This is a genomic window from Streptosporangium sp. NBC_01639, assembly GCF_045209755.1.
In the GTDB taxonomy this organism is placed as follows: Bacteria; Actinomycetota; Actinomycetes; order Streptosporangiales; family Streptosporangiaceae; genus Streptosporangium.
The window spans coordinates 5538312-5564581 of record NZ_CP109272.1 but is presented as its reverse complement, the minus strand read 5'-3'; the positions used below and the strand labels follow the sequence as shown (position 1 = coordinate 5564581).

Annotated in this window: 23 protein-coding genes; 15 read left to right on the top strand and 8 right to left on the bottom strand. The window is 69.3% G+C overall.

Annotated features, from left to right (window positions below; translation table 11 throughout):
* Nucleotides 1-77: 77 nt before the first annotated feature.
* The 3 genes from hppD (at nt 78) to OHA77_RS25500 (ending at nt 3348) form a co-directional block, all read left to right on the top strand.
* Nucleotides 78-1187: a 4-hydroxyphenylpyruvate dioxygenase gene (gene hppD / locus OHA77_RS25510; protein ID WP_406312002.1), complete on the top strand. Its 1110-nt coding sequence runs from the start codon at nt 78-80 to the stop codon at nt 1185-1187.
* 88 nt (nt 1188-1275) lie between these two features.
* Nucleotides 1276-1809 (top strand): RDD family protein, encoded by a 534-nt coding sequence (locus OHA77_RS25505; RefSeq protein WP_406312001.1) that lies wholly within the window; start codon nt 1276-1278, stop codon nt 1807-1809.
* Nucleotides 1810-1893: 84 nt separating this feature from the next.
* The gene (locus tag OHA77_RS25500; RefSeq protein WP_406312000.1) at nt 1894-3348 is read left to right on the top strand and encodes a M1 family metallopeptidase; all 1455 of its coding nucleotides are present in this window, start codon (nt 1894-1896) and stop codon (nt 3346-3348) included.
* A gap of 64 nt (nt 3349-3412) precedes the next feature.
* On the opposite strand, the gene ilvA is transcribed toward OHA77_RS25500, so the two are convergent.
* Nucleotides 3413-4621, bottom strand: a complete 1209-nt coding sequence (ilvA, locus tag OHA77_RS25495; protein WP_406311998.1) for a threonine ammonia-lyase — start codon at nt 4619-4621, stop codon at nt 3413-3415.
* 84 nt (nt 4622-4705) lie between these two features.
* Here ilvA and OHA77_RS25490 point away from each other — a divergent pair, with 84 nt between their 5' ends.
* From OHA77_RS25490 to OHA77_RS25455, 8 genes are all read left to right on the top strand, one after another.
* Nucleotides 4706-5047, top strand: a complete 342-nt coding sequence (locus OHA77_RS25490) for a PadR family transcriptional regulator (protein ID WP_184753930.1) — start codon at nt 4706-4708, stop codon at nt 5045-5047.
* Complete coding sequence (locus OHA77_RS25485; protein ID WP_406311996.1) at nt 5044-5976, top strand: hypothetical protein; 933 nt, start codon at nt 5044-5046, stop codon at nt 5974-5976. Before OHA77_RS25490 ends, OHA77_RS25485 begins: the two co-directional genes overlap by 4 nt.
* 99 nt (nt 5977-6075) lie before the next feature.
* Nucleotides 6076-6936 carry a hypothetical protein gene (locus OHA77_RS25480; protein ID WP_406311995.1) on the top strand — a complete coding sequence of 287 codons (861 nt, stop codon included), beginning with the start codon at nt 6076-6078 and terminating at the stop codon, nt 6934-6936.
* 46 nt (nt 6937-6982) lie between these two features.
* Nucleotides 6983-8764, top strand: a complete 1782-nt coding sequence (locus OHA77_RS25475) for a peptidoglycan-binding protein (RefSeq protein ID WP_406311994.1) — start codon at nt 6983-6985, stop codon at nt 8762-8764.
* Nucleotides 8765-8786: 22 nt separating this feature from the next.
* Complete coding sequence (locus OHA77_RS25470; protein WP_406319871.1) at nt 8787-9560, top strand: ABC transporter ATP-binding protein; 774 nt, start codon at nt 8787-8789, stop codon at nt 9558-9560.
* Nucleotides 9561-9780: 220 nt separating this feature from the next.
* Nucleotides 9781-10956 (top strand): ABC transporter permease, encoded by a 1176-nt coding sequence (locus OHA77_RS25465; RefSeq protein ID WP_406311993.1) that lies wholly within the window; start codon nt 9781-9783, stop codon nt 10954-10956.
* A 275-nt stretch (nt 10957-11231) separates the two neighbouring features.
* Entirely contained in the window at nt 11232-11609 is a 378-nt protein-coding gene (locus OHA77_RS25460; protein ID WP_406311992.1) for a type II toxin-antitoxin system RelE/ParE family toxin, read from the top strand.
* The gene (locus tag OHA77_RS25455) at nt 11606-11926 is read left to right on the top strand and encodes a helix-turn-helix domain-containing protein (RefSeq protein WP_406311991.1); all 321 of its coding nucleotides are present in this window, start codon (nt 11606-11608) and stop codon (nt 11924-11926) included. Before OHA77_RS25460 ends, OHA77_RS25455 begins: the two co-directional genes overlap by 4 nt.
* A 73-nt stretch (nt 11927-11999) precedes the next feature.
* Here the strand turns inward: OHA77_RS25455 and OHA77_RS25450 are convergent, their stop codons facing one another.
* Nucleotides 12000-13115 carry an ROK family protein gene (locus tag OHA77_RS25450; RefSeq protein ID WP_406311989.1) on the bottom strand — a complete coding sequence of 372 codons (1116 nt, stop codon included), beginning with the start codon at nt 13113-13115 and terminating at the stop codon, nt 12000-12002.
* The gene (locus OHA77_RS25445) at nt 13116-14315 is read right to left on the bottom strand and encodes an FIST N-terminal domain-containing protein (RefSeq protein ID WP_406311988.1); all 1200 of its coding nucleotides are present in this window, start codon (nt 14313-14315) and stop codon (nt 13116-13118) included.
* A 153-nt stretch (nt 14316-14468) separates the two neighbouring features.
* Between OHA77_RS25445 and OHA77_RS25440 the strand changes: the two genes are divergently transcribed.
* Together OHA77_RS25440 and OHA77_RS25435 are read left to right on the top strand one after the other, a co-directional pair.
* The gene (locus tag OHA77_RS25440) at nt 14469-15866 is read left to right on the top strand and encodes a sigma 54-interacting transcriptional regulator (protein WP_406311987.1); all 1398 of its coding nucleotides are present in this window, start codon (nt 14469-14471) and stop codon (nt 15864-15866) included.
* A gap of 9 nt (nt 15867-15875) precedes the next feature.
* Nucleotides 15876-17861 (top strand): vWA domain-containing protein, encoded by a 1986-nt coding sequence (locus OHA77_RS25435; protein ID WP_406311986.1) that lies wholly within the window; start codon nt 15876-15878, stop codon nt 17859-17861.
* 118 nt (nt 17862-17979) lie between these two features.
* Here OHA77_RS25435 and OHA77_RS25430 read toward each other — a convergent pair whose 3' ends face one another.
* A complete protein-coding gene (locus tag OHA77_RS25430) occupies nt 17980-18402 on the bottom strand; it encodes a DUF6292 family protein (protein ID WP_326825717.1) in 423 nt (140 codons plus the stop codon).
* Nucleotides 18403-18876: 474 nt separating this feature from the next.
* Here OHA77_RS25430 and OHA77_RS25425 point away from each other — a divergent pair, with 474 nt between their 5' ends.
* Complete coding sequence (locus OHA77_RS25425; RefSeq protein WP_326825719.1) at nt 18877-19302, top strand: hypothetical protein; 426 nt, start codon at nt 18877-18879, stop codon at nt 19300-19302.
* 39 nt (nt 19303-19341) lie between these two features.
* Here OHA77_RS25425 and OHA77_RS25420 read toward each other — a convergent pair whose 3' ends face one another.
* Complete coding sequence (locus OHA77_RS25420) at nt 19342-20481, bottom strand: cystathionine gamma-synthase (protein WP_326825720.1); 1140 nt, start codon at nt 20479-20481, stop codon at nt 19342-19344.
* Nucleotides 20482-20612: 131 nt separating this feature from the next.
* Here OHA77_RS25420 and OHA77_RS25415 point away from each other — a divergent pair, with 131 nt between their 5' ends.
* Nucleotides 20613-21815: a sensor histidine kinase gene (locus OHA77_RS25415; protein ID WP_406311985.1), complete on the top strand. Its 1203-nt coding sequence runs from the start codon at nt 20613-20615 to the stop codon at nt 21813-21815.
* 168 nt (nt 21816-21983) lie between these two features.
* Here the strand turns inward: OHA77_RS25415 and OHA77_RS25410 are convergent, their stop codons facing one another.
* The 3 genes from OHA77_RS25410 to OHA77_RS25400 all read right to left on the bottom strand — a co-directional run bounded on the left by OHA77_RS25410 (nt 21984) and on the right by OHA77_RS25400 (nt 26172).
* Nucleotides 21984-23243: a hypothetical protein gene (locus OHA77_RS25410; RefSeq protein ID WP_406311984.1), complete on the bottom strand. Its 1260-nt coding sequence runs from the start codon at nt 23241-23243 to the stop codon at nt 21984-21986.
* A complete protein-coding gene (locus tag OHA77_RS25405; RefSeq protein ID WP_406311983.1) occupies nt 23240-24319 on the bottom strand; it encodes a TOMM precursor leader peptide-binding protein in 1080 nt (359 codons plus the stop codon). The genes OHA77_RS25410 and OHA77_RS25405 overlap by 4 nt, the downstream gene beginning before the upstream one ends.
* A gap of 482 nt (nt 24320-24801) precedes the next feature.
* Nucleotides 24802-26172, bottom strand: coding sequence for a cystathionine beta-synthase (locus tag OHA77_RS25400; RefSeq protein WP_326825722.1), 1371 nt, complete (start codon nt 26170-26172; stop codon nt 24802-24804).
* Nucleotides 26173-26270 lie beyond the last annotated feature (98 nt).

Sequence of the window (26270 nt, the reverse complement as noted above, 5' to 3'; positions counted from 1 at the left end):
CGGGATCAGCTATACAGATTGTCCACCATCCCAAGCAACTGTTGCACAACCCGACCACAAAAATGGAAAGTGTCCGCATGAGCGACATTTTTCCGGTGAACGGGATGGACGCCGTGGTCTTCGCCGTGGGCAACGCCAAACAGACCGCCCACTACTACTCCACCGCGTTCGGCATGCGGCTGGTCGCCTACCGCGGCCCGGAGAACGGCAGCCGCGACGAGGTGGCCTACGTCCTCACCTCGGGCGGCGCCCGCTTCGAGTTCCGTGGCGCGGTACGGCCCGGCACGGGGGTCGCCCGCCATGTGGCCGAGCACGGCGACGGTGTGATCGACCTGGCCATCGAGGTCCCGGATGTGGAGGCCGCCTACACCCACGCGCTGGCCCGGGGCGCCACGGGTCTGGCCGAGCCGTACACGATGGAGGACGAGCACGGCAAGGTCGTGCTCGCGGCGATCGCCACCTACGGCGAGACCCGGCACACCCTGGTCGACCGGTCCAACTACAGCGGCCCGTACCTGCCCGGCTACGCCGCGGCGCAGCCTCTCGTCCCGGCCCCCGACGTACGCCACGGGCGGCTGTTCCAGGCCATCGACCACTGCGTCGGCAACGTGGAGCTCGGCAGGATGGACGAGTGGGTGGAGTTCTACAAGCGGGTCATGGGCTTCACCAACATGGCGGAGTTCATCGGCGACGACATCGCCACCGAATACTCGGCGCTGATGTCCAAGGTGGTCGCGGACGGCACCCGCAAGGTGAAGTTCCCGCTCAACGAGCCGGCGATCTCCAAGAAGAAGTCCCAGATCGACGAGTATCTGGAGTTCTACGGCGGCCCCGGCGTGCAGCACATCGCGCTGGCCACCAACGACATCATCAGCACCGTCGACCACATGCGCGCGGCCGGGGTGCAGTTCCTCGACACGCCCGACTCCTACTACGACGACCCGGAGCTGCGCTCCCGCATCGGCCAGGTCCGCGCACCGATCGAGGAGCTGAAGAAGCGCAGGATCCTGGTCGACCGGGACGAGGACGGCTACCTGCTGCAGATCTTCACCAAGCCGGTGCAGGACCGCCCGACGGTGTTCTTCGAGCTCATCGAGCGGCACGGCTCGCTCGGCTTCGGCAAGGGCAACTTCAAGGCGCTGTTCGAGGCGATCGAGCGCGAGCAGGACCTCAGAGGCAACCTCTGACCTCGCCCTTTTCTCAAGGCGGTCTTTTCACTGTGGGGGCAACCCGTACCAGTCCTTGGCTTTGCCAGGGTGAGTCTCGGGTGATCACATGCTCATGGGAACACCGCCGCCACCACCGCCGCCACCGGACGACCGGGGGCCGTTCCCCTGGTCGGCCCCGCCCCCCGGACGCCACGGCGGTGGCGGGCCGTCGCGCGCGGGACTCGGCGGGCGCTGGCGGCGCCTGTTCGCCGGCATCCTCGACATCATCATCGTGGGCGTCGTCTCTTCGCCCTTCACCTACCAGAGCTTCACCACCGTCTGGGATACCAGCAAGGACGTCTTCGTCCGGGTGCCCGTACAGCACACCTTCCTGGCCGCCCTGATCGGCTTCCTCTACTACTGGCTGCTCACCGCCTTCTGGAACGGGCAGACGCTGGGCAAGAAACTGTTCGGCCTGCGCGTGGTCGACCGCGGCTGGGGAAGGGTCGGGGTCGGACAGGCGGCGCTCCGCGAGGTGGTGGCATGGGTGCTGTACGCCACCTGCTGCCTGGGCTGGATCAACCTCGCGTTCATCCTGTTCACCAGGGACAAACAGGCCATCCACGACATCGCCGCCAGGACATTGGTCGTAGATACCTGATCCCCCCAGGTCACATACCCTGCTCGCGTAGTCTGCGGAGCAGGCGGCTCGGCACGGCCGGGCCCGGAAGGGGGACTTGAGGGCATGGCGTCCGGTCGGCGGGCTATCGCGGCAACCGCCACTTTTCTCGGCATACTCAGCACGGTCGCCTGCTCGGCGTCGAGTGGTGAGAGCGTCCCGCCGGGTTCCTCGGCGCCCACCAGGGCTCTGGACGGCGGCACGAAACAGGCGTCGGACAGGATAGGCGCCCCCGGAATCGGCGATCCCGACTTCCCCACCGACGGCAACGGCGGCTACGACGTCGATCACTACCGGCTGAAAATCGACTACGACCCCGCCACCAAGCACCTCTCCGGCGTGACCGGGATCGAGGCGACGGCCACCCACGGCCTGACCAGGTTCAACCTCGACCTGAGCGGGTTCGAGGTCAGCCGGATAACCGTGGACGGCGACACCGCGACGTTCGAGCGGGCCAGGGACGAGCTCACCGTGATCCCGGCCAAGCCGATCTCCGACGGCGCCGCCTTCAACGTCAGGGTCGTCTACGCCGGAGAGCCCAGACCGGTCAGGGGCTCCAGCAATCTCGGCACCTACGGGTTCATCCCGACCGAGGACGGCGCGTTCGTCGCGTGCCAGCCCAACGGCGCCAAGACCTGGTTCCCGGGCAACGACCACCCGGCGGACAAGGCCCGCTACGACTTCGAGATCACCGTCCCCGCGGGACTGACCGCGCTGGCCAACGGCGAGCTCGTCGGCGAGCCGAAGACCGCCGGCGGCAAGACGACCTTCGTCTGGCGGGAGAGCCACCCGATGGTCAGCTACCTGACCACCGCGACACTGGGCAAGTTCGAGCTGCGCCGGGGCACGACCGCCGCCGGGATCCCCAACCTGGCGGCCGTGGATCCGCGCTACCGCAACGCGCTCGACGGCCTCTACACGAAGTCGGGGCGGATCACCGACTACTGGAGCACCGTCTTCGGCCCCTACCCGTTCTCCTCCACCGGCGGCGTGATCGACAACTTCTCCGCGGGCTACGCGCTGGAGAACCAGACCAAGCCCCAGTACGGCGGGTTCGACCCGGAGGAGAGCACCATCGCCCACGAGCTGGCCCACCAGTGGTTCGGCGACAGCCTGAGCATCACCCGCTGGAAGGACCTCTGGCTCAACGAGGGCTTCGCGACCTACGCCGAGTGGCTGTGGACCGAGCACGAGGGCGGCATCACGGCGGAGAAGGCCTTCCGCGACCACTACGCGGCCGGTCCCGACGCCGCCATCTGGAAGTACGCGCCCGGCCGCGCCCGGCCGACGGACCTGTTCAACAACTCCGTCTACACCCGCGGCGGCATGACGCTGCACGCGCTCCGGCAGCGGATCGGCGACCCGGTGTTCTTCAAACTGCTGAAGACCTGGGTCGCCCAGCACAAGTACGGATATGTCACGACGGACGAGTTCGTGACGCTGGCCGAGAAGCTCTCCGGCAAGCAGCTCGACCCGCTCTTCGACGCCTGGCTGTTCACCGAGAAGAAGCCGGCCCTCTGACGAGGCCCTCCGGCGGCGGCGGACCCGGTCCGCGCCGCCGGAGCGGACCGGGAGCACGGACGGATCATCCCAGCATGAGCTTGTAGCCGTCCTTGCGGAGCGCGGCCAGCACCTCGTCGGAGTGGGCGGGGCCCTTGGTCTCCAGCTGAAGCTGGACCTCGACCTCGCCCAGATGCATGCCCAGCCGCTCGTGCACGATGTCGAACACGTTCGCGCCGAGCTCGGCCAGTTTGGTGAGCAGCGCCGCCATCGCGCCCGGACGGTCAGGCAGCGGCACCCGCAGGGTCAGGTAGCGTCCCGCCGCGGAGAGACCGTGCCGCAGGACCTTGGACAGCAGCAGCGGGTCGATGTTGCCGCCGGAGAGCACGGCCACCACGGGCGGCTCGAAGACGTGCGGATGGGCCAGGATCGCGGCCACCCCGGCCACGCCGGCGGGCTCGACGACCTGCTTGGCGCGTTCGAGGCAGAGCACCAGCGCCCGGGAGATCTCACTCTCGGTGACCGTGACGACGCTGTCGACCAGATAGTGGATCAGCTCGAAGGGCAGCTCCCCCGGCCGGCCCACCGCGATGCCGTCGGCCATCGTCGAGGCCAGCCGGACCGAGACCGGTTCCCCGGCCGCCAGCGAGGCCGGGTAGGCGGCGGCCCGCTCGGCCTGCACCCCGACGATCCGCACGCCCGGCCGGAGCGACTTGACCGCGAGCGCGACTCCGGCCGCCAGCCCGCCGCCGCCGAGCGACATCACGATCGTGCCGACCTCGGGGAGCTGCTCCAGGATCTCCAGCCCGATCGTGCCCTGCCCGGCGATGACGTCGGGATGGTCGAAGGGGTGGATGAACACCGCCCCGGTCCGCTCGGCGTGCTCTTTGGCCCTGGCCAGCGCGACGTCCACGGTGTGACCGGCGAAGACGACGTCGGCGCCGTAGGAGCGGGTGGCCGCCACCTTGGGCAGCGGCGCCCCCTCCGGCATGTAGACCGTCGAGGCGGCCCCGACCAGGCCCGAGCCGAGCGCCACGCCCTGCGCGTGGTTGCCCGCGCTGGCCGCCACCACGCCCCGCGCACGTTCCCGCGCGGTCAGCCCGGCGATCCTCACGTAGGCCCCGCGCACCTTGAACGACCCGGAACGCTGCAGGTTCTCGCACTTGAGGTGGACCGGCCCGCCGAGGAGGTCGGACAGCACGTGCGAGTGCAGCAGCGGCGTCCGAAGGGCCACGTCGGCGAGGAGTCCACGGGCGGTGACCACGTCGTCGTACGTCACCTGGGGGTCTGGCATGTATGCATCTTTTCATCCACGCGCGGTACGGCCGCAGCGGGACGGAGTTGACCATACTTCGACGCGCGAAGTATGGTCTTCCGCATGGCTAAAGGATCACCTGCGGTCAGTGAGCCGACCTACTTCATCCTCGCCTCGCTGCTCGACGGTCCGCTGCACGGGCACGGGATCATCAAGCAGACCCTGGAACTCTCGGAGAACAGGGTGCGACTGCCGGTCGGCACGCTCTACGGCGCGCTCGACCGGCTGGCGGCAGGCGGGCTGATCTCCGTGGATCGCGAGGAGGTCGTCGACGGCCGGCCGAGGCGGTATTTCCAGCTCACCGACCAGGGGCGGCACCTGGTGTCGGCCGAGGCCCTGCGCATGCAGCAGGCCGCCTCGGTCGTGACTAGCCGGATCCTGCGCCCCGGATCGGCGTTCTCGTGACCGTCGCGACGGAACACCGTGCCGCGACAGGGGTCGGCACAGGAGTTCTGGAACGGCGGTACCGGCGGCTGCTGCTGGGCTATCCCCGCGCCTACCGCGCCGGGTATGGCGGCGAACTCATCGCCACCCTGCTCGACACCGCCGAACCGGGGCGCACCCTGCCCTCGCTCCGCGAGTCCCTGGCGCTGGTCACCGGCGGGCTGCGGACAAGAGTGATCTACGCAACGGAGCGGCCCGCCTGGGTCGACGGGGTCCACCTCGGGGTCCTGGCCCTGTCGATCGCCCAACTGGCGATGCTGGTGCCGTACGCGACCACCGTCCCGCTCTGGACAGGGCTGTCGGCGCTCGCCGTCCTGCTGATCATGCGTGGCCGGGTACGGCTCGCGCTGCCGGTGGTGGTGCTGGTCGCGGTGAAGGTCTGTTCGATCACCCTCGGCCAGACCTGGCTGGACCGGACCCTGCTGCCCGTCGATCCCGACGGGTTCTGGGGCGGCGGGGCGCTCTACGGGGGTGGCGGCCCGGTGGCGCCGACGGCCGGCTACGCGGTGGTCGTCCTCGGCCTGCTGGTGCTGGCCGCCCGCGGGCGGCGGCTCGGCGGACGCTCCTGGTGCTGGCTGCCGGCGGCCCCGCTGCTCGCCGGCGCGGACCCCGCGGGGCTGGACTTCTCCACGGGCCCCGGACCACACGCCATGGCCAGGGCCGGCCTGGAGATCGGGGTGCTCCTGCTCGCCGTCTGGGCCGGTCACGTGGCGCACGACCCGCGCTGGGCGATGGCCGCCGGCGTCTACCTGACATCGGTGCTGGCGGTGTACGCCGAGAACCTCGGCGCCCACTCCGAGCGGGACCTGGCCCACCTGGCCGCGCTGATCCTTCTCACCGCACTCGCGGCGGTCATGCCGTACCGCGCGAAACGGCACGTCGTCCTCTAACTCCGGTAACTCCTCCTCGCGACAGGCGGCGCCACCGCCTCTCCCGAGCATGCCCGCACATCGAAACGGGGTCACCCAGTGTCACGAGTTCTCACCACCATGCCTGCAGTCGCCCTGGCGCTGGCCGTGCTGACCGGCTGCGGCGCGGAAGCGGCGCCGTCCGCCGCGCCCGCCACCGGGAAGGCGTCCACCACCGCCGATCCGCACGACAGGCGCCGCCAGGTGGAGGCGATGCGCGCCGACTGCATGAAGCAGAAGGGCTTCAAGTACATCCCGGACCTCGTCCTGCCGCCGGGGGGCAGGGATGCCGTCCTGCAGCAGAGCGGCGACTACGCGGCGATGCGCAAATACCGCGAGAAGTACGGCTTCGGGATCTTCTCCGTCTCCGTCTATTCCGAGGAAGACACCGACCAGCCCCTTCCCAATCCCAACATGGAGCTGTGGCCGTCGCTCTCCGCGACCCAGCGCAAGGCCTGGGACGCCGCTGACAACGTCTGCTACGCGGCGGTGTTCAAGAAGTTCACCGGCAAGACGGTCACCTCCCAACAAGACGTCTACGACCAGGTGGATGCCCTCGTTCTGAAGACCAGGAAGCGCCTGCTCGACGGCGATCCCCGGCTGGCCGAGCTGGCCGGGGACTTCGGCGACTGCCTCAAGGGCAAGGGCTACCCGGTGACCTCGCTCAGGCCCACGGCGCTGGAGGCCAGGGGCTGGGACACCTTCGACAAGCAGCGCACCACCGCAGTGGACAAGCACAGGGAGTCGGGGGCGGAGGGCATCGACGCCCTACTGCTGCCGCCCGACGCGGCACGCCCGTACCTGGCCAAGGAGATCAAGGCCGCGCTCGACGACCTGGAATGCGGCAAGGACTTCTACGCCGAGTTCCTTCCGATGGACAAGAAGGTCGAGGACGAGGTCTGGGACCAGTTCGGCCGGAAAGACGGGCTGCTGCCGTGGTGAGGCCGGCGCTCCGGGTGGATAAGCCGCGGTTCCCGGCAGGCGAGCCATGGTGACGTCAAGGCAGCGTGTGCTGAGCGGCATCGTGGCCGGGGTCGTCGTGATCGCCGGGGGCGGGTGGGCGGTCGGCACGCGGCTGCGCTCCCCCGCCGACGAGGCCGCGTCGCGCCGGCCGCCCAGACCCTCCCTGGTCACCTCTCCCGTCATACGGAAGAAGCTGACCAGCACGGTCGCCGTCAGCGGCACCCTGGCGTACGGCTCGCCGCTGCCCGTCAGCCTCGCCGGCGTGGTCGGCGGCACCGCCGAGAACCAGCGGGTCACCCGGGCTCCGCGCCCCGGGAAGATCGTCGAGGGTTCGGTGCTGATGGAGGTCAACGGCCGCCCGGTGTTCGCGCTGCGCGGCAAGGTCCCCATGCACCGGACCATGGCCCCGGGCACCACCGGCACCGACGTCAGGCAGCTCCAGACGGCGCTGCGCCGTCTCGGGTTCGGCGCGCCGTCCACCGGCGTCTTCGACTCCGCGACCGTCGCGGCCGTCCAGCACTGGTACGCCAAGCGGGGCTACGCGGCCCAGGAGCCCGACCTCACCGCCAAGCAGACCAGGGAGCAGCTGCGCCAGGCCGTGCAGACCGCCGAGGAGACCCTGCTCACCGACCGCAAGGCCCTCGACGCCGGACGTGACGTCAAGCCGCTGAAGCTCAAGCTCGACAACGCCCGCCAGGACCTGCGGGCCGCCGAGGACGCGTTGGAGGGAGAGGACGCCGCGGACCTCACCCCGGAGGAGACGCGGCAGCTGGAGACCCTGCGCCAGGCCGTACGGACCGCCGAGGAGGAGGTGCTGGCCGCCGAGCAGGCCCTCGCCGCGGCCAGGTCCTCATCGGCTCTCCCCACACCCAAGCCCGAGCAGGCCCCCGCCACGCCCAGGCCCGCGCCCGAGGCCGACACGCGGCTGCTGGAGATGAAGGCCTCCAATGCCCGGCAGAACCTGGAATCCGCGCACGCCGCCCTGGCGGCTTTCGGGGACGAGGCGGGCATGAGCAAGGAGAAACGCCGTGCGGAGCTGCGCAAGGCCGTACGGCTGGCCGAGGACGCCGTGGCCACCGCCGAGCAGGCGCTGCGCCAGGCCCGCCAGGACTCCCCGCTCCGGTTGAAGGTGGCCAACGGCGGCAGGAACGTGGCGAGCGCCAGGGCGATCCTGGCCGACTACCTGAAGACGTACGGCATCGGCATCCCACCCGGCGAGATCGCCTTCCTCCCCGCCCTCCCGGCCCGGCTGGACAAGGCGTCGGTGAAACCCGGCGACACCGTCGGCGACAAGGTCGCCACGGTGACCAGCTCGGCCTTCGCGGTGACCGGCTCGGTGGAGACCAAGGAGGCCAAGCTGCTGCGCAAAGGCATGAAGGCGACGCTGGAGACCACCGACGGCGCGACGTTCCGGGCCGTGCTGAGCGCGACCGGCGAAGCGGCCAAGCCCGCGGACGAGGAGAAGAAGGACAAGGATGCCGGGGCTGCCGACGACAAGCTGGGCTCGGTGCCGGTGCTGCTGACCCCGACCGTCACCAAGGGCCTGCGGGAGCTGGTCGGCGCGTCGGTCACCGTGAAGATCTCCGTCGGCGCCACCGGCGGCGCCGTACTCACCGTACCGGTGGCCGCGGTCGTCACCTCGGCAGACGGCCGGCCACGGGTCCAGGTGGAACTGCCCGGCGGCGACAAGGTCAAGGATGTCGAGGTCAAGACCGGTCTCACTGCCGACGGCGACGTCGAGGTGACACCGGTGCAGCCGGACGGGCTGAAAGAGGGCGACCGGGTGGTGGTGAGCGGCGATGCCTGACACCACCGCACCGGAGGCGGCGATGCCTGACGCCACCGCACCGGAGGGCAGCCGAACCGGACTGCCCGCCGTCATCCACCTGGACGGTGTCAGCCGGGTGTTCCCCACGGAGCCGCCCGTGCACGCCCTCTCCATGATCAGCCTGCGTGTTGGGCAGGGGGACTACATGGCCATCGTGGGCCCCTCGGGGTCCGGGAAGTCCACCCTGCTCAACACGTTGGGCCTGCTGGACCGGCCCACCTCGGGCTCCTACCTGCTGGACGGGATCGAGACGACCACGCTCAGGGACGGCGCCCGGACGAGACTGCGGGGACACAAGATCGGATTCGTCTACCAGTCCTTCCACCTGCTCCCCCACCGGACCGTGGCGGAGAACGTCATGCTCGCCGAGGTCTACGGCCGGAGCGGGCGGTCCGGCCGCAGGAGGGCGGAGAACGGACCGGCCGGTGTCCGGGCGGGTGCGGCCTTCGGTCGGCGGGGACGCCTTAGGCGCGCCGAGGAGGCGCTGGAGAAGGTCGGGATGACCCACCGCATCGGCTTCCAGCCCGGCCGGCTGTCCGGCGGCGAGCGCCAGCGGGTGGCCATCGCCCGTGCGCTGATGGGCGGACCGTCGCTGCTGCTGTGCGACGAACCCACCGGCAACCTCGACAGCCGGAACACCGAGGCGGTCCTCGACCTCTTCGACGGCCTCCGCGAGCAGGGCCTCACCATTCTGGTCATCACCCATGAGGACGCCGTGAGCTCCCGCGCCGGTCGCCGGGTCCGCATCAGCGACGGCGTCCTGACCGAGGAATGACCATGGCCCCCCATCCCGTCCCCACTCCTCGTCACCCTGTGGCCATGGTCCCCCACCCGGTCCTCGCTCCTCGTCACCCTGTGGCCATGAACCCCCACTCGGTCCTCGCTCCTCGTCACCCTGTGGCCATGAACCCCCACCCCGTCCCCGCCCCCCCTCGTCCCCTGACCATGAATCACCGCCCGGTCCCCGCCCCTCGTCTCCCCGGTGAGGAGTGACCATGGACCTCCGTGACCTCTGGGCCGAGGCCCTCGCCGGCATGCTCGCCCGCCCCGTCCGCTCCGCGCTGACCACCCTCGGCACCGTCCTCGGCATCACCACCCTGGTCATCACCCTGGGCATCGCCGCCACTGCGGGCAATCAGATCGTCGGCCGGTTCGACGAGCTCACCGCCACCGCGATCACCGTCGAGATCCCCGACAAGCCCGATCCGCTGGTCGCTTGGGACGCGCCCGCCTCTCTCACCCGGCTGCGCGGGGTCACCTCGGCCGCCGCGCTCGCCCAGACCGACAAGAGCTCCAACCTCCAGGTCACCTCCAACACCCTGGTGGACCCGACCCGGGTCACCGGCCAGACCCTGGCGGTGGTGGCCACCGGCCCCGAACTCCCCCAGGCGGTCCGCGGCCGGATGACCGGGGGCCGGTTCTTCGACGCCGGCCACATCACCCGCCGCGACCGCGTGGTGGTCCTCGGCGACCAGGCCGCCAGGATGCTCGGGATCACCCGGCTGGAGAGCGCCCCCGCCGTCTTCATCGGCGACCGCGCCTACACGGTGATCGGCATCCTCGGCGACCTGCGCCGCGAGCAGATCCTGTCCACCGCCGTGATCGTGCCGCCCACCGTCGGCGCCGACTTCGGCCTGAAGAACGTCACCCGCGTCCTGGTCAACACCACCCTCGGCGCCGCCGATCTGATCGCCGGTCAGGCCCCCGTCGCGTTGAGCCCGAACCATCCCGGCGAGCTGCAGGTGATCGCCCCGCCCAGTCCCAAGCGTGCCCGCGACGGCGTCCAGGACGACGTCAACGGCCTGTTCCTGATCCTCGGCCTGGTCTCCCTGGTGGTCGGCGCGGTTGGCATCGCCAACGTCACCCTGGTCACCGTGATGGAACGCGTCGCCGAGATCGGCCTGCGCCGCTCTCTGGGGGCCGCCCGCCGCCACGTCGCCGCCCAGTTCCTCCTGGAGTCCACGTTGATCGGCATGACGGGTGGGGTGGTCGGCGCCAGCCTCGGCCTGGTCGCGGTCGTCGCGATCTCGGCCGCCAAGGAGTGGACCCCCGTCCTCGACCTCCGCCTCGCCCTGGCGGCTCCGCTGGCCGGAGCAGTCGTCGGCCTCCTCGCGGGCCTCTATCCGGCGCTGCGAGCCGCCCGCATGGAACCCGTGGACGCCCTGCGCTGAGCCCGGCCGGATCCTGCCCGCCGTTGTGCCGGAGGCCGAGTTCCGCGCGGCCACCGTCCGCCGAGCCGTCGGACGGTGGCCGCGCGCATGCCGTACGAGGGGATGTCAACGGGACCGGTAGCGGTCGGCGGCGAGGATGCGGGCGGCACTATGCGAGTTCTGCTCGCCAACCCTTGATTCCCTGGGGCTGCCGCACTCATCTGGTTGCTCGTTTTCGCCTCAAGCAACACAGAGAAGTTTAGGATATTCTTAACTTCGACCAAGCTGGGAGCATCGTGGGCGACTGGGAGATCTTTTTCACCGACGAGGTCGGAGAATTCCTTGACACTCTTCATGAAATCGATCAAAAGTCACACAAGCTGGTTAATCAGGCCATTCTGATCTTGGAACGCAACGGACCCGCCGAAGGTCGGCCACTGGTGGACACCATCACGGGTTCCAAGATTTCCAATATGAAAGAACTCCGGCCAGGGTCCGTCGGCCGTAGCGAAATCAGAATCCTGTTCGTTTTCGATCCGTGGCGAGCAGCGATCTTGCTGATCGCGGGAGACAAGGCGGGCAACTGGGAACGCTGGTATCGAGAGGCGATCCCGAGAGCCGAACGGTTGTACGAGATCTACCTGGTGGATCGGCAGAAGGAGATGACACGGTGAGCAGCCATCACCGGTGGCGTGAGAGCGGCCATCTGGAGCTTGCGATCGAGACCGCGGGCGGGCCCGCACAGTTCGAGGCGGAGATCCAGCGCCTGCATGACGAGGGTCAGGCATGGCGCCTGGTTGAGATGCGCAAACGTCGTGGACTCACTCAGAACCAGGTTGCGGAGAGGATGGGCGTCTCGGTCGGCAGGGTGTCCCAGATCGAGAAGGGCGACGTGGCGACTCGGGAAGTCCTCGATCGATACGTCTCCGCGCTCGGAGGAACACTCAAGCTGATCGCCGACTTCGGCGACGAGCAACTCATGGTCAGCTGATCTTTCACCAGCCCGTCCGGCTGCCGACGCAGAGAGTACGGCCAGGCACAGCGGTCAAAGGCCGTGCGGAGGCTCAACGGGACCAATAGCGGTCGGCGGCGAGGATGAGGGCGGCGGCACCGGCCAGGCCGGCGTCCTGGCCCAGGGAGGCCGGGACGACCCGGACCCGCTGGGCGAACGCCATCCGGGTGTGCTCCCGCAGCGTCGCCTCCAGCGGATCGAACAGCAGCGGCCCGGCCTGGGAGAGGCCGCCTCCGATGGTGACGACGTCCAGGTCGCAGAGGTTGACGGCCGAGGCGATGGCCAGGCCCAGGGCCCGGCCGGCGCGGTCCATCGCGGCGAGGGCGATCGGGTCGCCCGCCTCGGCGTCCAGGGCGAGCTGCCGCCCGCTGGCCGCCGTCGCCTCGGCGTAGGCGGGCTCGGCGCCCGGATCCACAGCAGCCTTACCGGCACGGCTGGTCCCGCCCCCGGAGGACTCCGCCTCCTCACCGGAACGTCCGATCCCACCGCGGAAGAGCCGGGCGTCACCGCCGGACGGCACGGCCCCGGCGGCTCCCGGTTGCCAGCCCTGCTCCAGTGCCCAGGCGGCCAGACCCGGTCCCCGGGCGACCGCCTCCAGGCAGCCACGGCCACCGCAGCCGCAGGCGGGCCCGTCGGGGTCGACCACGACGTGCCCGATGTGCCCGGCGTTCCCGCTGCCGCCGTCGATCAGGCGGTCGCCCAGGATCAGCCCGCCGCCCACCCCCGTGGAGACGACCATGCCGAGCATGTTGGCACTGCCGCGTCCCGCGCCCAGCCAGTGTTCGGCGACGGCCAGGCAAACGGCGTCGTTGTGGATGCGCACCGGCACCCCGGGGAACCGCTCGGCGAGCCTCGCCCGCAGCGGGAAGCCACGCCATCCCGGCATGTTCAGGGGTGAGACGGCCCCCTCGGGCCAGGTCATCGGACCGCCGCAGCCGATCCCCACGCCGTCGACCACGCCGCCGGCCGTACGGTCCGCGACACCGTCGGCCACCGCGCCGTCCAGCAGGGAGTCGGTCAGCTCGCCGAGCGCCTTCCACAGGGTCTGCGCGTCGCCGCCCGGTGGGGTCGCCGCCCGGCGGGCCGCTCGGACGTTTCCGTCCGGATCCACCAGGGCGACCGCGAACTTTGTCCCGCCGATATCGACAGCAAGCACCAATCCGGACATTTATTGATCATAGGTGTGATCGGCGCCCGGGTGGGTGGAGAAGACCAGGACCGAGGCGGTGAAACCGTGCACGTGGTTCTGTCCGGCGACCGGGCCGACCTCACCGGCCGCGAAGAAGCCGGCCACGCTGATAGGGCCCAGTGTGTCGCGCACCGCGACCGCGTCGTGGTCGGCACTGCCGAACATCGCCGAACCCCGGCCGTTGCAGGAGAACAGCAGGGCGCCGTCCACCCGGCCGAACTCCTCGCGGTGGGCGTCGAGCAGCTCGTAGAGGTCCTCGTCGGCGGTGGCGGCGTCGCGGACCTGGAAGCGGACGGTCCGGCCGATCTCGACGACGTCGCCGATGGCCACGGCCTCCCGCTCGGGGTCGATGCCGAGCACCCCCCGGATCAGGAAGTCACCGCGTTCGTGCCGTTCGGCGTACTCGTTCATGGCGACGCCGATCTGCAGCCCCGAGGCGACCAGGTCCCGGTCGTCCTCGTCCAGCGCGCTGACGATCTCCTCCAGCCGGGCCAGCGCGGGCTGGCCGGCGAGTTCGAGAAGCAGGTTGTCCTCGACGGCGGTGACGGCCATCGTCGGGCCGATCGGACGGCACCCCTGGCTGACCACGGTGCTGATGTTGACGGGACCGCTGAGCAGCACGCCGACGGCCCCCTCGGTGTGGACCTCCCCGTCGGCGAACAGCCGCACCGCGCCCCGGCCCTGGATCGCGTTGGCCAGCCCGCCGATCAGCGGCAGGTCGCCCAGCACCTCCTGGGAGCGCTCGACGAAGCCCTCGGTGGGGAAACTGTAGGGATCGACGAACAGGATGGCCGCGTGGTCGTCGGAACTGCGCTCCGGCAGGCCGACGACCACGAAACGGTCATCGGTTCGCAGGGTGTCCAGTGCGAAGGTCGTCAGCCGGGCGCCGTCCAGGGTGGCGGCCCAGACGCTCACCGCGGGGCTGATCTCGACTCCCTGGCCGTCGCCGATCACCCCGGTGGCGCTGCAGCCGATCACCGCGGAGTCGGGGGCCATCTTCATCACGCGCAGTCCCGCACGGGAGACCTCGTCGGGGTCGTCCCCGCAGATGAAGAAACAGACCAGGTCAGGCGGTCCGGCAAGGCCGGACAGGGCCTGGCGCGTCGCGGTCTCGGCGGTGGTGATCAGGTCGGATCCCACCGCGAGCCCATCGGCGAAACGACCCGTCAAGAGCGCCACTCGCCTCGCCTCCCCTTCTTGTCCGAAACCTTGCCCTGGAGCGATTGTCCCCACTGCGGGGACAAGCACGCACATGGACCGTCACGCAATGGTCAGGATCCGAAACCTGGATAAGAGTGCCGGTTCCGGCCTCAGGGACGTAGGCTCGATCCCGTGCCTCATATCCCAGAGCCACGTACTCTGCGCGATCTTCGCGCGAGCGGCCATATCCACCGTGCGGTAAAGGCCGAGATCCGCGAGAATCTGCTGGCCCGTCTCCGGGCCGGCGAGCCGCGGTTCCCCGGCATCGTGGGCTTCGACGACACCGTCCTGCCCCATCTGGAACGAGCCCTGCTCGCCGGGCACGACCTGGTCCTGCTGGGCGAGCGCGGCCAGGGCAAGACCCGGCTCATCCGCACCGTCACCGGTCTGCTCGACGAGTGGACCCCGGTCGTCGACGGCTGCGAGATCAACGACCATCCCTACGCACCCTCGTGTGTCCGTTGCCGCCGCCTGGCGGACGAGACGGGCGAGGACCTGCCGATCTCCTGGAAGCACCGCGACGATCGGTACGGCGAGAAGCTCGCCACCCCCGACACCTCCGTCGGCGACCTGATCGGCGACATCGACCCGATCAAGATCGCAGAAGGACGCACGCTCGGCGATCCGGAGACCGTCCACTACGGCCTGGTCCCGCGGAGCAACCGGGGCGTCTTCTCCGTCAACGAGCTGCCCGACCTGGCCGAGCGGATCCAGGTGTCGCTGCTCAACGTGCTGGAGGAGCGCGACATCCAGGTCCGGGGCTACAACCTGCGGCTCCCCTTGGACATCCTGCTGATCGCCAGCGCCAACCCCGAGGACTACACCAACCGCGGCCGGATCATCACCCCGCTGAAGGACCGCTTCGGCGCCGAGATCCGCACCCACTACCCGCTCTCCATCGAGGCCGAGCTCACGCTCATCCGCCAGGAGGCGGCGCTCGACGAGGTGGGCGCCGATCTGCCCGACCACCTCGTCGAGGTGATCGCCCGCTTCACCCGGCTGGTCCGCGAGTCGACCGCGGTGGACGCCCGGTCCGGGGTGTCGGCCCGCTTCTCCATCGCCGCGGCCGAGACCGCGGCGGCCTCCGCCGTACGGCGTGCGGCCCTGACCGGTGAGGAGCACGCGGTCACCCGGGTGGCCGACCTGCCGGGCATCGTGCACACCCTGCGCGGCAAGGTGGAGTTCGAGGTCAGCGAGGAGGGCCGGGAGACCGAGGTCCTGGCCCACCTGCTCCGCCGGGCCACGGCTGAGACGTTCCGGGGCTCCCTCGGGGGCGCGGACCTGGCACCGCTGCTGGAGAGGTTCTCCGAGGGCGTCCAGGTCGAGTCGGGGGCCATGGTCCCCGCCGCCGAGCTGCTGCGCAGGGTCGGCCCGGTGCCCGGTCTGGCCAAGATCATGTCGAGGCTCGGCATCGGCGACGAGTCCCCCGGGCACGCCGCCGCCGCGCTGGAGTTCGCACTGGAGGGCCTCTACCTCCTGCGCCGCCTGTCCAAGGACGAGGTGGACGGCACGTCGGTCTACCGCACCTGAGGTGTCAGCATGAGCTATCGCTATGGCGAATACCGGGACGGGCCCGACCCGCTCGCCCCGCCGTACGACGTCCGTTCGGCGCTCGACCAGATGGGCGACGCCGTCCTGTCCGGCTCCAATCCCGGTCACGCCCTGCGCGATCTGCTCAAGCAGGGCCTGCCGGGCGCGGAGAACCGGCGCGGGCTGGACGACCTGCTCCGTGAGGTACGGCGGCGCCGGCGCGAGCTTCGCGAGCGGGGGCGGCTGGACGGAACGCTGGAGCGGGCCAGGGCCCTACTGGAGACGGCGCTCGACCAGGAACGGAACGAGCTCATGGGGGGTGCCGGGGGACCTCCCCCGGGCGAGCACGGTCCCGATCCGTCGGACGAGGAGACGCGAATGCGTCTTTCGGAGCTCGACGGCCTCCCGCAGGACACCGCGAGCGCGATCCAGGAGCTGAGCTCCTACGAGTGGCGCTCGGCCGCTGCCCGGCGGACCTTCGAGGAGCTGCGCGACCTGCTGCGCAGAGAGGTGCTCGACAGCCAGTTCCGCGGCATGAAGCAAGCTCTGGCCGATCCCGACCCCGCCGCCATGGAACGGGTCCGGGAGATGATGTCCGAGCTGAACGAGATGCTCGACCGGGATGCGCGGGGCGAACACACTCAGGATGATTTCAACCAGTTCATGTCGAAATATGGAGACATGTTCCCGGAATCTCCGCGGAATCTGGAGGAGCTGGTCGACACCCTCGCGCGCCGGGCCGCCGCCACCCAGCGGCTGCTCGCCTCGCTCACCCCCGGCCAGCGCGAGGAGCTCAACGCGCTGATCAACCAGACGCTGTCGGCGGCCGGGATGGAGGAGCAGATGCGCCGCCTGGGCGAGTCGCTCCAGGCCCGCCGCCCCGACCTCTCCTGGAACACCCCGGAGCGGCTGACCGGCGACGACCCGATGGGGATGGGCGACGCGGTGTCCGCGCTGGACGAGCTGGCCGACCTGACCCAGTTGGAGGCCGCGCTCCGCCAGGACTACCCCGGTGCCCGGCTGGACGACATCGACGAGGGGGCGATCCGCCGCGCGCTGGGCCGCTCGGCCGTCGACGACCTGAACGCGCTCCGGCAGATCGAGCGTGAGCTGGAGCAGCAGGGCTACCTCCGCCGCCAGCGCGGCAAGCTGGAACTCACCCCCAAGGCCGTCCGCCGTCTCGGCGAGACCGCCCTGCGCCGTGTCTTCGCCTCGCTCGAATCGGGCCGCCGCGGGGACCACGACCAGGTGGACGCGGGTGCCGCCGGAGAGCTCACCGGCGCCTCCCGGCCCTGGAGGTTCGGCGACGAACAGCCCATCGACGTGGTGCGCACGGTGGTCAACGGCGTACGGCGCGGCGGCGGCACCGGCGCGGTCGCCCTGTCGGTCGACGACTTCGAGGTGGCCGAGACCGAGAGGCGCACGGCCGCGGCGGTGTGCCTGCTGGTGGACCTGTCCTACTCGATGGCCCTGCGGGGCACCTGGGCGGCGGCCAAGCAGACCTCGATGGCCCTGCAGGCACTGGTCAGCTCGAAGTTCCCGCAGGACTCGGTGCAGATCATCGGCTTCTCCAACTACGCCCGCGTCCTCGCGCCCGACGAGCTCGCCGGGCTGGAATGGGACATGGTCCAGGGCACGAACCTGCACCACGCCCTGCTGATCGCGGGCCGCCACCTGGACCGCCACCCCGACTTCGAGCCGGTCGTGCTCGTGGTCACCGACGGTGAGCCGACCGCACACCTGCGGCGCAACGGTTCCGCGGCCTTCGAGTGGCCGCCCACCCAGGAGACGCTGGAGCTGACACTGGCCGAGGTGGACAAGATGACCCGGCGCCGGGCGACGCTCAACGTGTTCATGCTCGCCGAGGACGAGCGGCTGAAGGAGTTCGTGAACGAGGTCGCCCGGCGCAACGGCGGCCGGGTGTTCTCCTCCGGCGCCGACCGGCTGGGCGAGTATGTCGTCAGCGACTTCCTGCGAACCCGCCGGTCACGCTGACCGCGAACTCCCGATCACGCTGACCGCGGACCTCCCGGCCGCGGACCCGCGCACCATGCCGACCGGACCGGCCGGGGACGCGCGCACCGGACGCGCGCGCTGACCGCGGCCGCACCGCTCACGCGTCGACGTAGCCGAGGTAACCGCCGAGTGCACCGTCGAAGCCGTCGCGGTAGTGACGGTAGGAGCGGTAGCAGGGCCGCCAGGCCGTGCTGTTGCCGACGCCCGCCCGGGCGTCGGCGACGGCGGAGGGGACCCGCTCCGGGCGGAGCAGCAGGCCACCGCCGAGGTAGCGGGCGTCGGCGAGCACGGTGCAGGTGTCACGGCCGCCGGACACGTAACGGCCGCGGCGCCAACCGCTCTCCTCGTCCCATACCAGCGCGTCGCCGCCGTTCAGGAGGACCGTGACGGTGCGCGGGTCGCAGGGACCCTCCCACCAGTCGGCGGCCTCGGCGCCCAGCGCCTCGACGACACGGCTCACGTAGAGAGCCGGCTGCCTCAGCCACTCCTCGGTGTACGGCTCGACATGTTTCCCACCCACAGGGGCACTCCCTTGTGCCGTCGTGCACGACCTGGTTCACCGCTCGCCCGGCACGACCGCGGCATCACCGCCGACAGCCCCATCACACGGAAACGAGCCCGCCAGTGATCCTACTCACTCCACCGGTATGCTCAGGGCCGAAATGCGAAGATCTACCATCGCGCGGCCACCGGAATCCCGGACATCCGTAATGTGATGCCTTCGTGACAACCACTCCTCCGCCCCGGTCGTCTTTCTCATCGATGGCGTTGCCGTCGACGATCAGGCGAGGTGATCGAATGATCGCGATGATCCTCGTGGTGCTGATGCTCGTCACCTGCATCTGCTACGAGCTGTTTGTCGTCTCCTGCACCCGCGGTGGTACGCGGGGCGTTTCCCCACGGACCGGTCAGGGGCCGGCTCCGGGCCACTCGACAGCGGAAGAGGGCCGAGCCGTCCTACACGGTGAGGCCGGTGAAGACTAATGTCTGGCGCATGACAGACCTGCTGCTCTGGTTGCACATCGGTTTCGCGATCTTCACTCTTGGACCGGTCACCGCGGCCATCATGTCCACGCCCCGGTTCATCCGCAAAAAGGATGTCAACGTCCTGCGCTACCTGCACAAGACCACGCGCGTCTACGCCATCGCGGCGATCGGCGTGTTCCTCTTCGGCCTGTTGCTGGGCCGCGAGTTCCTGGGCAGGCCCTACCTGTCGATCTCCATGACGCTCTTCATCGTCACCGCGGTGCTGCTGGTCATCGTCGACCGCGACCAGCTCACCGCCATCCGAGTCCTCGGCAACGAGAACCCGGACGACGACGCGAAGCTGCAGACCGGACGGATCGCCACGCTCTCCGGCATCGTGGTCCTGATCTGGCTGGTCATCCTGGTGCTGATGGTCTGGGGCAACCCGGCCTGACCTTGACCGCTCACCGAGGCCGGCGGCGGACGACCGGCTCTACCCCAGCGCCTGGCTCAGGTCCAGGAGAAGGTCGTCGATCGACTCGATGCCGACAGACAGCCGGACCAGGTCGCCGGGGACCTCCAGCGGCGAACCCGCGGCGGAGGCGTGCGTCATGCGCCCGGGGTGCTCGATCAGCGACTCGACCCCGCCGAGCGACTCACCCAGCGTGAACAGTTTGGCCCGGTTGCAGATCTCGACCGCCTCCGCCTCCCCGCCGGCCACCCGGAAGGAGACCATGCCCCCGAAGCGCTTCATCTGCTTGGCCGCGACCTCGTGGCCGGGGTGCTCGGGCAGCCCCGGGTAGAGGACCGAGGTCACCTTCGGGTGGGCGAGCAGGAGGTCCACCACCCGCTCGGCGTTGTCACAGTGGCGGTCCATCCGCACGCCCAGGGTCTTGAGGCCGCGCAACGTCAGCCACGCGTCGAACGGCCCCGCCACCGCGCCCATCGCGTTCTGGTGGAAGGCGAGCTCCGCCCCCAGACCGGCGTCGGCCGTGACGAGCGCACCGCCGACCACGTCGGAGTGGCCGCCGACATACTTGGTAGTGGAGTGCACCACGATGTCCGCGCCCAGCGACAGCGGCTGCTGGAGATAGGGCGAGGCGAAGGTGTTGTCGACCACCAGCAGCGCGCCGTTGTCGTGCGCGAGCTCGGCCAGCGCCGCGATATCCGCGATGCCGAGCAGCGGGTTGGTGGGCGTCTCGACCCAGACGACCCTCGTCTTCTGGGTCATGGCCGACGCCACCGCGTTCAGGCTCCCCAGCGGCGCGGGGTCGTAGTGCAGGCCCCAGCGCGAGTGGACCTTGGAGAACAGCCGGTAGGTGCCGCCGTAGGCGTCGTTCGGGATGATGACGTGATCATCCGGCTTGCACACCGTACGGAGCACGGCGTCCTCGGCCGCGAGGCCGGAGGCGAAGGCCAGACCCCGGACACCGCCCTCGACGGCGGCCATGGCCTCCTCCAGCGCGGTTCTGGTCGGGTTGGCCGACCGGCTGTACTCATATCCGGCGCGCAGCCCGCCCACGCCGTCCTGCTTGTACGTCGACACCGCGTAGATCGGCGGAACAACGGCCCCGGTGTGAGGGTCGGGCTCCTGACCTGCGTGGATGGCGAGCGTCTCAAATCCTTCACTCATACGGCCCACGCTACCGGAGTCCGCTCCCGAGTCCCCGATCGCGGACCGGGGGCGAGAGACCGGTGCGGAGGCGGTCCGATCGGCCGAACGACTGATATGTCAGGTCGGCCATCAGGCCTAGGCTCGGTGCCGTGGGAGATACACATCGCGTCGTCTACTGGATCCAGCGGCTCAGCGAGTTCACCCTCATCGGCTGGCTCTCCCTGTTGCTCCTGATCGACCTCGCGGTGGCGCCGGGCGGTGACTGGACGATGTGGCTGAGGTCGCTGTGCGGCGCCGCCGGCGTGCTGGCCGTACTGTGGCGCCGCACCCGGCGGGTCAGCGGGTTCGCCGTCCTGCTGGCGCTCTCGTTCACCTGCACGCTGATCATCGAGATCACCGGCGCCACGGGAATGCCGGGACTGGCCGAGACGGGGTCGCTGCTGATCCTGACGATCGGTGGGCTGCGCTGGATCGAGCCGATCAGACGCGCCGCGCTGTTCTCCGCGGCGGCGATGATCGTGCTGGAGGCCGCGGCGGGACGCGTCACCCAGACCGGCACCTCCCTCGCCACCGGCTTCCTCGTCCTCTTCGGCTGGTCGGTCGCCGCCGCGATCGGCGCCTACCTCCGTTTCCAGCTGGAGCGCCGCAAGGAGGCGGTGAGCTCGGTACGGCGGGCCGAACGCCTGGAACTCGCCAGGGAGCTGCACGACCTGGTCGCCCACCACATCACCGGGATCGTCGTCCAGGCCCAGGCGGCCAGGGTCGTCGCCGAACGGCGGCCGGAGGCGGTGGTCCCTTCGCTGGAGGCGATCGCGGGCGCCGGCGCCGACGCGCTGACCTCGATGCGCCGTCTGGTGAGCGTGCTGCGGGCCGAGGACGATGCCGCCCGGTCTCCCGGCACCAGGCTCATGGACATGCGGGTCATGGTGGAGCGTTTCTCCGCCGGCGGCCCCCGGGTCGCCTTCGAGATCGGCCAGGGCGTCACCGACGAGACTCTGACGCCGGAGGTGATGACCACCCTGCACCGGGTCCTGCAGGAGTCACTGACCAACGTCCGCCGGCATGCCCCGGGCGCCGGATGGGTGGAGGCGGACCTCAGGCTGGTCGGCGACCACGACGGGTGGGCCTCGAACGGCGACCGGGACGCGCGCGGCCGGCCAGGCCCGACGAGGAGCGCGGTACGGCTGCGCGTGCGCAATCACGGTTCCGCGGCCGACATCAGGGTCTCCCGTCTGGGAGGCGGGTTCGGCCTGGTGGGCATGGCCGAGCGCGTCGAGGCGCTCGGCGGGCGACTCGTCGCCGGACCCACCCCGGAAGGCGTCTGGGAGGTGCTGGCGGAGTTTCTCGTCTGACCTTCCTGTCGCTGCTGACCTACTTCCGGCGGCGGCTGGCCCGCTCGGCCGATTCACGGCGGATCTTCAGTGATCTTCTAAGGCCTGCTTCATAAGTTGATCTTTATGTCACTTCTCGCCATGATGATCGCGGCGTGCGTGGGGATCCGATCCGCTCTATGACCATGGTCATTTCAAACGACCTACGCGGAACCAGTGGCGATGCCCCCGGACGAACATCGCCAGAAACAGCACTTGAATCCCGCCTTCGACCAAAACGAGCAGCGCGGCGTCGATCGCGGTGAGGACGGAAGCGCCATGGAATCCGCCCCATATCGCAGCGAGCGAGTGAGCCAGCACACTTATGATGATCGGGGCACCATAGAACGCGAAAACGGTCAGCGCAATGGCGCTCCCCAGACCAAGAGCGACCGCATAAATTCTGACAGCGCGCCGCTCGCGGGTGGCCAGATCGCTGGTGGGATCGACCGCCGGCGATCCCCGATGCCTTCGAATCGGATTGGTCGCCCTGACGAGCAGATAGCGGACGTAGCCGAGGCCGTCACCGAAAAGGTCCTTGCAATGGAGCAGGTCGCGTAGCACGAAATAGAGGTCGGTACGCATGTAGATCTGGGCTTGGAGAGGCAGGCTCAGGAGAGCGGTCAACGTGAACGCCCGGAGTATCGCCACGGTCATATCTGACATAGGTAGATACGCGACCAGAAGGAGCATCGTCGCGATGAGAAAAACATCGCAGACCATACCAGCCAAGTACACGCGGTACCGCTGACGCCGGGGCACGCCCCAAATCGCGGTGACGTCCGTCTGCACGACAAGGTAATGCAGTCTGGTGCTGAACCCTATTCGAGCGGGCGCGCCGAGCGACCGAGCAGCCGCAAGATGCATCATCTCGTGGATGGTGGCGAAGACGGAGAAGAAGGCCGTATTGACCAGTACCGAAAGCCCGACGTAGTCGCTCCAGAAGAAGTCCTGGTGCCGGGGAAAAAGATCGGCGTGCGTGAAGACCGTCAGCAACGCCGCTCCGACGACGGCGAGCCAGAGCAGCTTTGTCGGCTTCGCGAAGACCCATCGGACATGTCGCTCAGTCAAGCGGCCGAAGTGGCCGCCCGGGACTTCGGAATCCGGGGTGGACAGGGGCCGTCCATCGACATCGGACACGAAGGCGAGATCGACCAGAGACTCCACGAATCCGGCTGTATCCAACTCGACGTCATGCTCGGCGGCGATGGTGGCTTCGACGTCTCGGACCCGCCGCCCCTCGCCGAGCAGCCGGATCACCTCCCCGCATACCGACGGCAACTCAACGAACTCGCCGAGGTCGGGCCTGCCAACGATGATCGCGTCCGGGTCGTCGTCGTCGGGACGGAGCACGAGGTGGTGAAACCGTACGATGCTGTCGGCGCCGATCTCGGCCGCCTGAGCGCTCACCGCGTCTCCGGGCCGCAGGACGGGCACTCGTCGTCCCGCGGGACGTCGATGTGATACTGGTGATCCCAGACAGCGAGATTCCAGTGGAAAACCCTGCCGCGCGTCTGCGCCGGCAGGCCGCCAAGGTGGTACAGCACCTCCAGCGCACACAGGTGGCCGCTGATGTTCGCGCTGGCCGCGATCACCGCGTTCGGCCGAGCCTCGGTCAGCAGCCGCTCGAGCTCCTTTTCCTTGCGCCTGTCCTCCTGCCGGTCCAGGCAGGTCCAGCAGCCCGTGTCATGGGGAACGAAAGAACCTACGACGACCATCGGCCCGGTGTACAGGCTCATGAACCACGGGGTGTCGGTCCGCAGCGCCGCTTCGTTGGTCCACTCGACTATCTCCGGGTGCGGCTCGTCCGCGCAGAGGACGAACATGTCGCATCCGGCCATCAGCTCCGCGACATCATCCGGACCCGTTACCTTGGTCTCGCTTCCGCTGACCTGGACCGAACCGTTCATCGCCCGCAGCCGGGCCATCGCCTGGCTGATCTTGGGCTTGCCCAGATCCTCTTCGGCGTACAGGAGCTGACGGGTCAGGTTCGACTCCTCGACGCTGTCGAAGTCCGCAAGGTGGAGCGCCCCGATGCCGCTCGCCACCAGCCCTGACGCGACCGCTGACCCGGTGCCGCCCACGCCGAGCAAGCTGACCCTGGCGCCCTTGATCCTGGACTGGACCTCATACGGCGACGTACGCGGGGACGTATCGATCCAGCTGAAGAAATGCCGCGCCGACTCGTGGCGGGCGGCCTCCCGCCCGGTGAGATTCGCCGGCATCGGTGCTCCGGCATCCTCGACGAAGCCGCTCTCGATGAGATCGCTGATGACCTCGCGCACGTTGTCGTCGTCCACATCGGGGTGGGTCGTCGCGAAGTCGGCGCAGATCTCATCGATGGTCCGGGTGCCGTCCAGAAGGGTCAGAAGCTTGGCGATGCTGCCGTCTTCGTCGTCGGCTATCTCGGAGGCCACCCCGAATTGCGACAGGCCGATGATGATACGGCCCCCCGGGAGCGTGAACGGCTGGTGAACGCGCTTCATTTTAGGAATGCGCAACGCATCTCTCCTGTTTCCGCACACTTAAAAGTGGAGCCGACCAGACGAAAGTCTGGTCGGCTCCATATTCACGTGGATCAGCCGCTGGCCCCGCCACGATTAATGGTGGTCTCGATCTTCTCAAGCTTCCTGATCTTAATTTCGATCTTCTTCTTCTCGTTTTCTTCCTTCATGGCATTCCCTCGTTTTCCTGCGCCTTCCAGATTCGGTTTTGTACAGAAATAACTCACAAAACCGACCGGCGGGGTGGCAGTAAACCCACCGCCTCATTTCAGTCGAGATCATGACAGATAGGGACCAAACGGTCAAGGCACTTTTGCTCGATTATGTCAAGCCAGTATGCCGATGAGGCGTTCACCGAGGCCACCGGCATCATCGCCGTCTGGACTCGGAACGGGACCTACGACACCGGCCTCCAAGCCTCATCGGCGCCGACATCGTCTTACCTGCCTGCCGACCGGAGAGGTTCAGTGATTGGCGAGGAAGGCGAGCAGGTCCTGGCGAGTGAGCAGCCCGACGGGCTTGCCGTCCTCAAGGACGACGGCGGCGTCGGCCTTCTCCAGTGCCTCGACCGCGATGGAGACCGGCTCGCCCGCGCCGATGGTGGGCAGCGGCTGGGACATGTGGCCGGCCAGCGGGTCGTTCGGCCGCACCCGGCCCCGGTAGAGGGCGTCGAGCAGGTCGCGCTCCACGATCGAACCGACCACCTCGGCGGCCATGACCGGCGGCTCCTCCTTCATCACCGGAAGCTGCGACACGCCGTACTCCCGCATGATGGAGATGGCCGTGTCCACCGACTCGTGCGGGTGGGTGTGCACGAACTCCGGCATGCCGGAGGTCTTGCGGACCAGCACGTCCCTGACCAGGCCCTCGTCGCTGGAGGTGTTCAGGAACCCGTAGTCGGCCATCCACTCGTCATTGAAGATCTTCGACAGGTAGCCCCGGCCGCCGTCGGGCAGCAGCACCACGACCACGCCGTCCGGACCGGCCTGGGCGGCCACCCGCAGCGCCGCGACGGTCGCCATCCCGCAGGAACCGCCCACCAGCAGCGCCTCCTCGCGGGCCAGGCGCCGGGTCATGCCGAAGGAGTCCTTGTCGGAGACCGCGATGATCTCGTCGCAGATCGTGGTGTCGTAGGTGGCCGGCCAGATGTCCTCGCCGACGCCCTCCACCAGATACGGCCGCCCGGTGCCGCCGGAGTAGACCGAACCCTCCGGGTCAGCGCCGATGATCTTGACTCGGCCGCCGGAGACCTCCTTGAGGTAACGGCCGGTACCGCTGATCGTGCCGCCCGTGCCGACACCCGCCACGAAGTGGGTGATGCGGCCCTCGGTCTGCTCCCAGATCTCCGGGCCGGTGGAGTGGTAGTGGCTCTCCGGGTTCTGGACGTTGGAGTACTGGTCCGGCTTCCAGGCGTTCGGCGTCTCCCTGGCCAGCCGGTCGGAGACCGAGTAGTAGGAGTCCGGGTGGTCGGGAGAGACCGCCGTCGGGCAGACCACGACCTCGGCCCCGTAGGCGCGCAGCACCGAGACCTTGTCCTGGGCCACCTTGTCGGGCACGACGAACAGGCACTTGTAACCCCGCTGCTGGGCGACGATGGCCAGCCCGACCCCCGTGTTGCCCGACGTGGGCTCGACGATCGTGCCCCCGGGACGCAGCGCGCCCGATTTTTCGGCGGCGTCGATCATCCGCACCGCGATTCGGTCTTTCACCGAGCCGCCTGGATTGAAATACTCCACTTTGGCCAGCACCTGAGCCGGCACGCCCGCCGTCACGTTATGCAGTCGGATAAGTGGGGTATTGCCCATCAGCTCTACGAGCGAGTCGTGTACGCGCACCGAGTGATCACCTCGAAATACCAAAGCTTTGCCAGCTTGTTATGTTGAATGCCCGGGCCCGCCGGGGTGGCCACGACCCGGTTAGTTTCTCAAGGCAA

What these genes read in the sequence shown, in the direction of transcription:
- OHA77_RS25500 (WP_406312000.1), top strand. Translation starts at nt 1,894, where the DNA reads ATGGCGTCCGGTCGGCGGGCTATCGCGGCAACCGCCACTTTTCTCGGC.
- ilvA (WP_406311998.1), bottom strand. Translation starts at nt 4,621, where the DNA reads ATGCCAGACCCCCAGGTGACGTACGACGACGTGGTCACCGCCCGTGGA.
- OHA77_RS25465 (WP_406311993.1), top strand. Translation starts at nt 9,781, where the DNA reads ATGGACCTCCGTGACCTCTGGGCCGAGGCCCTCGCCGGCATGCTCGCC.
- OHA77_RS25475 (WP_406311994.1), top strand. Translation starts at nt 6,983, where the DNA reads ATGGTGACGTCAAGGCAGCGTGTGCTGAGCGGCATCGTGGCCGGGGTC.
- OHA77_RS25505 (WP_406312001.1), top strand. Translation starts at nt 1,276, where the DNA reads ATGCTCATGGGAACACCGCCGCCACCACCGCCGCCACCGGACGACCGG.
- OHA77_RS25405 (WP_406311983.1), bottom strand. Translation starts at nt 24,319, where the DNA reads ATGAAGCGCGTTCACCAGCCGTTCACGCTCCCGGGGGGCCGTATCATC.
- OHA77_RS25480 (WP_406311995.1), top strand. Translation starts at nt 6,076, where the DNA reads ATGCCTGCAGTCGCCCTGGCGCTGGCCGTGCTGACCGGCTGCGGCGCG.
- hppD (WP_406312002.1), top strand. Translation starts at nt 78, where the DNA reads ATGAGCGACATTTTTCCGGTGAACGGGATGGACGCCGTGGTCTTCGCC.
- OHA77_RS25470 (WP_406319871.1), top strand. Translation starts at nt 8,787, where the DNA reads ATGCCTGACGCCACCGCACCGGAGGGCAGCCGAACCGGACTGCCCGCC.
- OHA77_RS25420 (WP_326825720.1), bottom strand. Translation starts at nt 20,481, where the DNA reads ATGAGTGAAGGATTTGAGACGCTCGCCATCCACGCAGGTCAGGAGCCC.
- OHA77_RS25490 (WP_184753930.1), top strand. Translation starts at nt 4,706, where the DNA reads ATGGCTAAAGGATCACCTGCGGTCAGTGAGCCGACCTACTTCATCCTC.
- OHA77_RS25435 (WP_406311986.1), top strand. Translation starts at nt 15,876, where the DNA reads ATGAGCTATCGCTATGGCGAATACCGGGACGGGCCCGACCCGCTCGCC.
- OHA77_RS25425 (WP_326825719.1), top strand. Translation starts at nt 18,877, where the DNA reads ATGACAGACCTGCTGCTCTGGTTGCACATCGGTTTCGCGATCTTCACT.
- OHA77_RS25450 (WP_406311989.1), bottom strand. Translation starts at nt 13,115, where the DNA reads ATGTCCGGATTGGTGCTTGCTGTCGATATCGGCGGGACAAAGTTCGCG.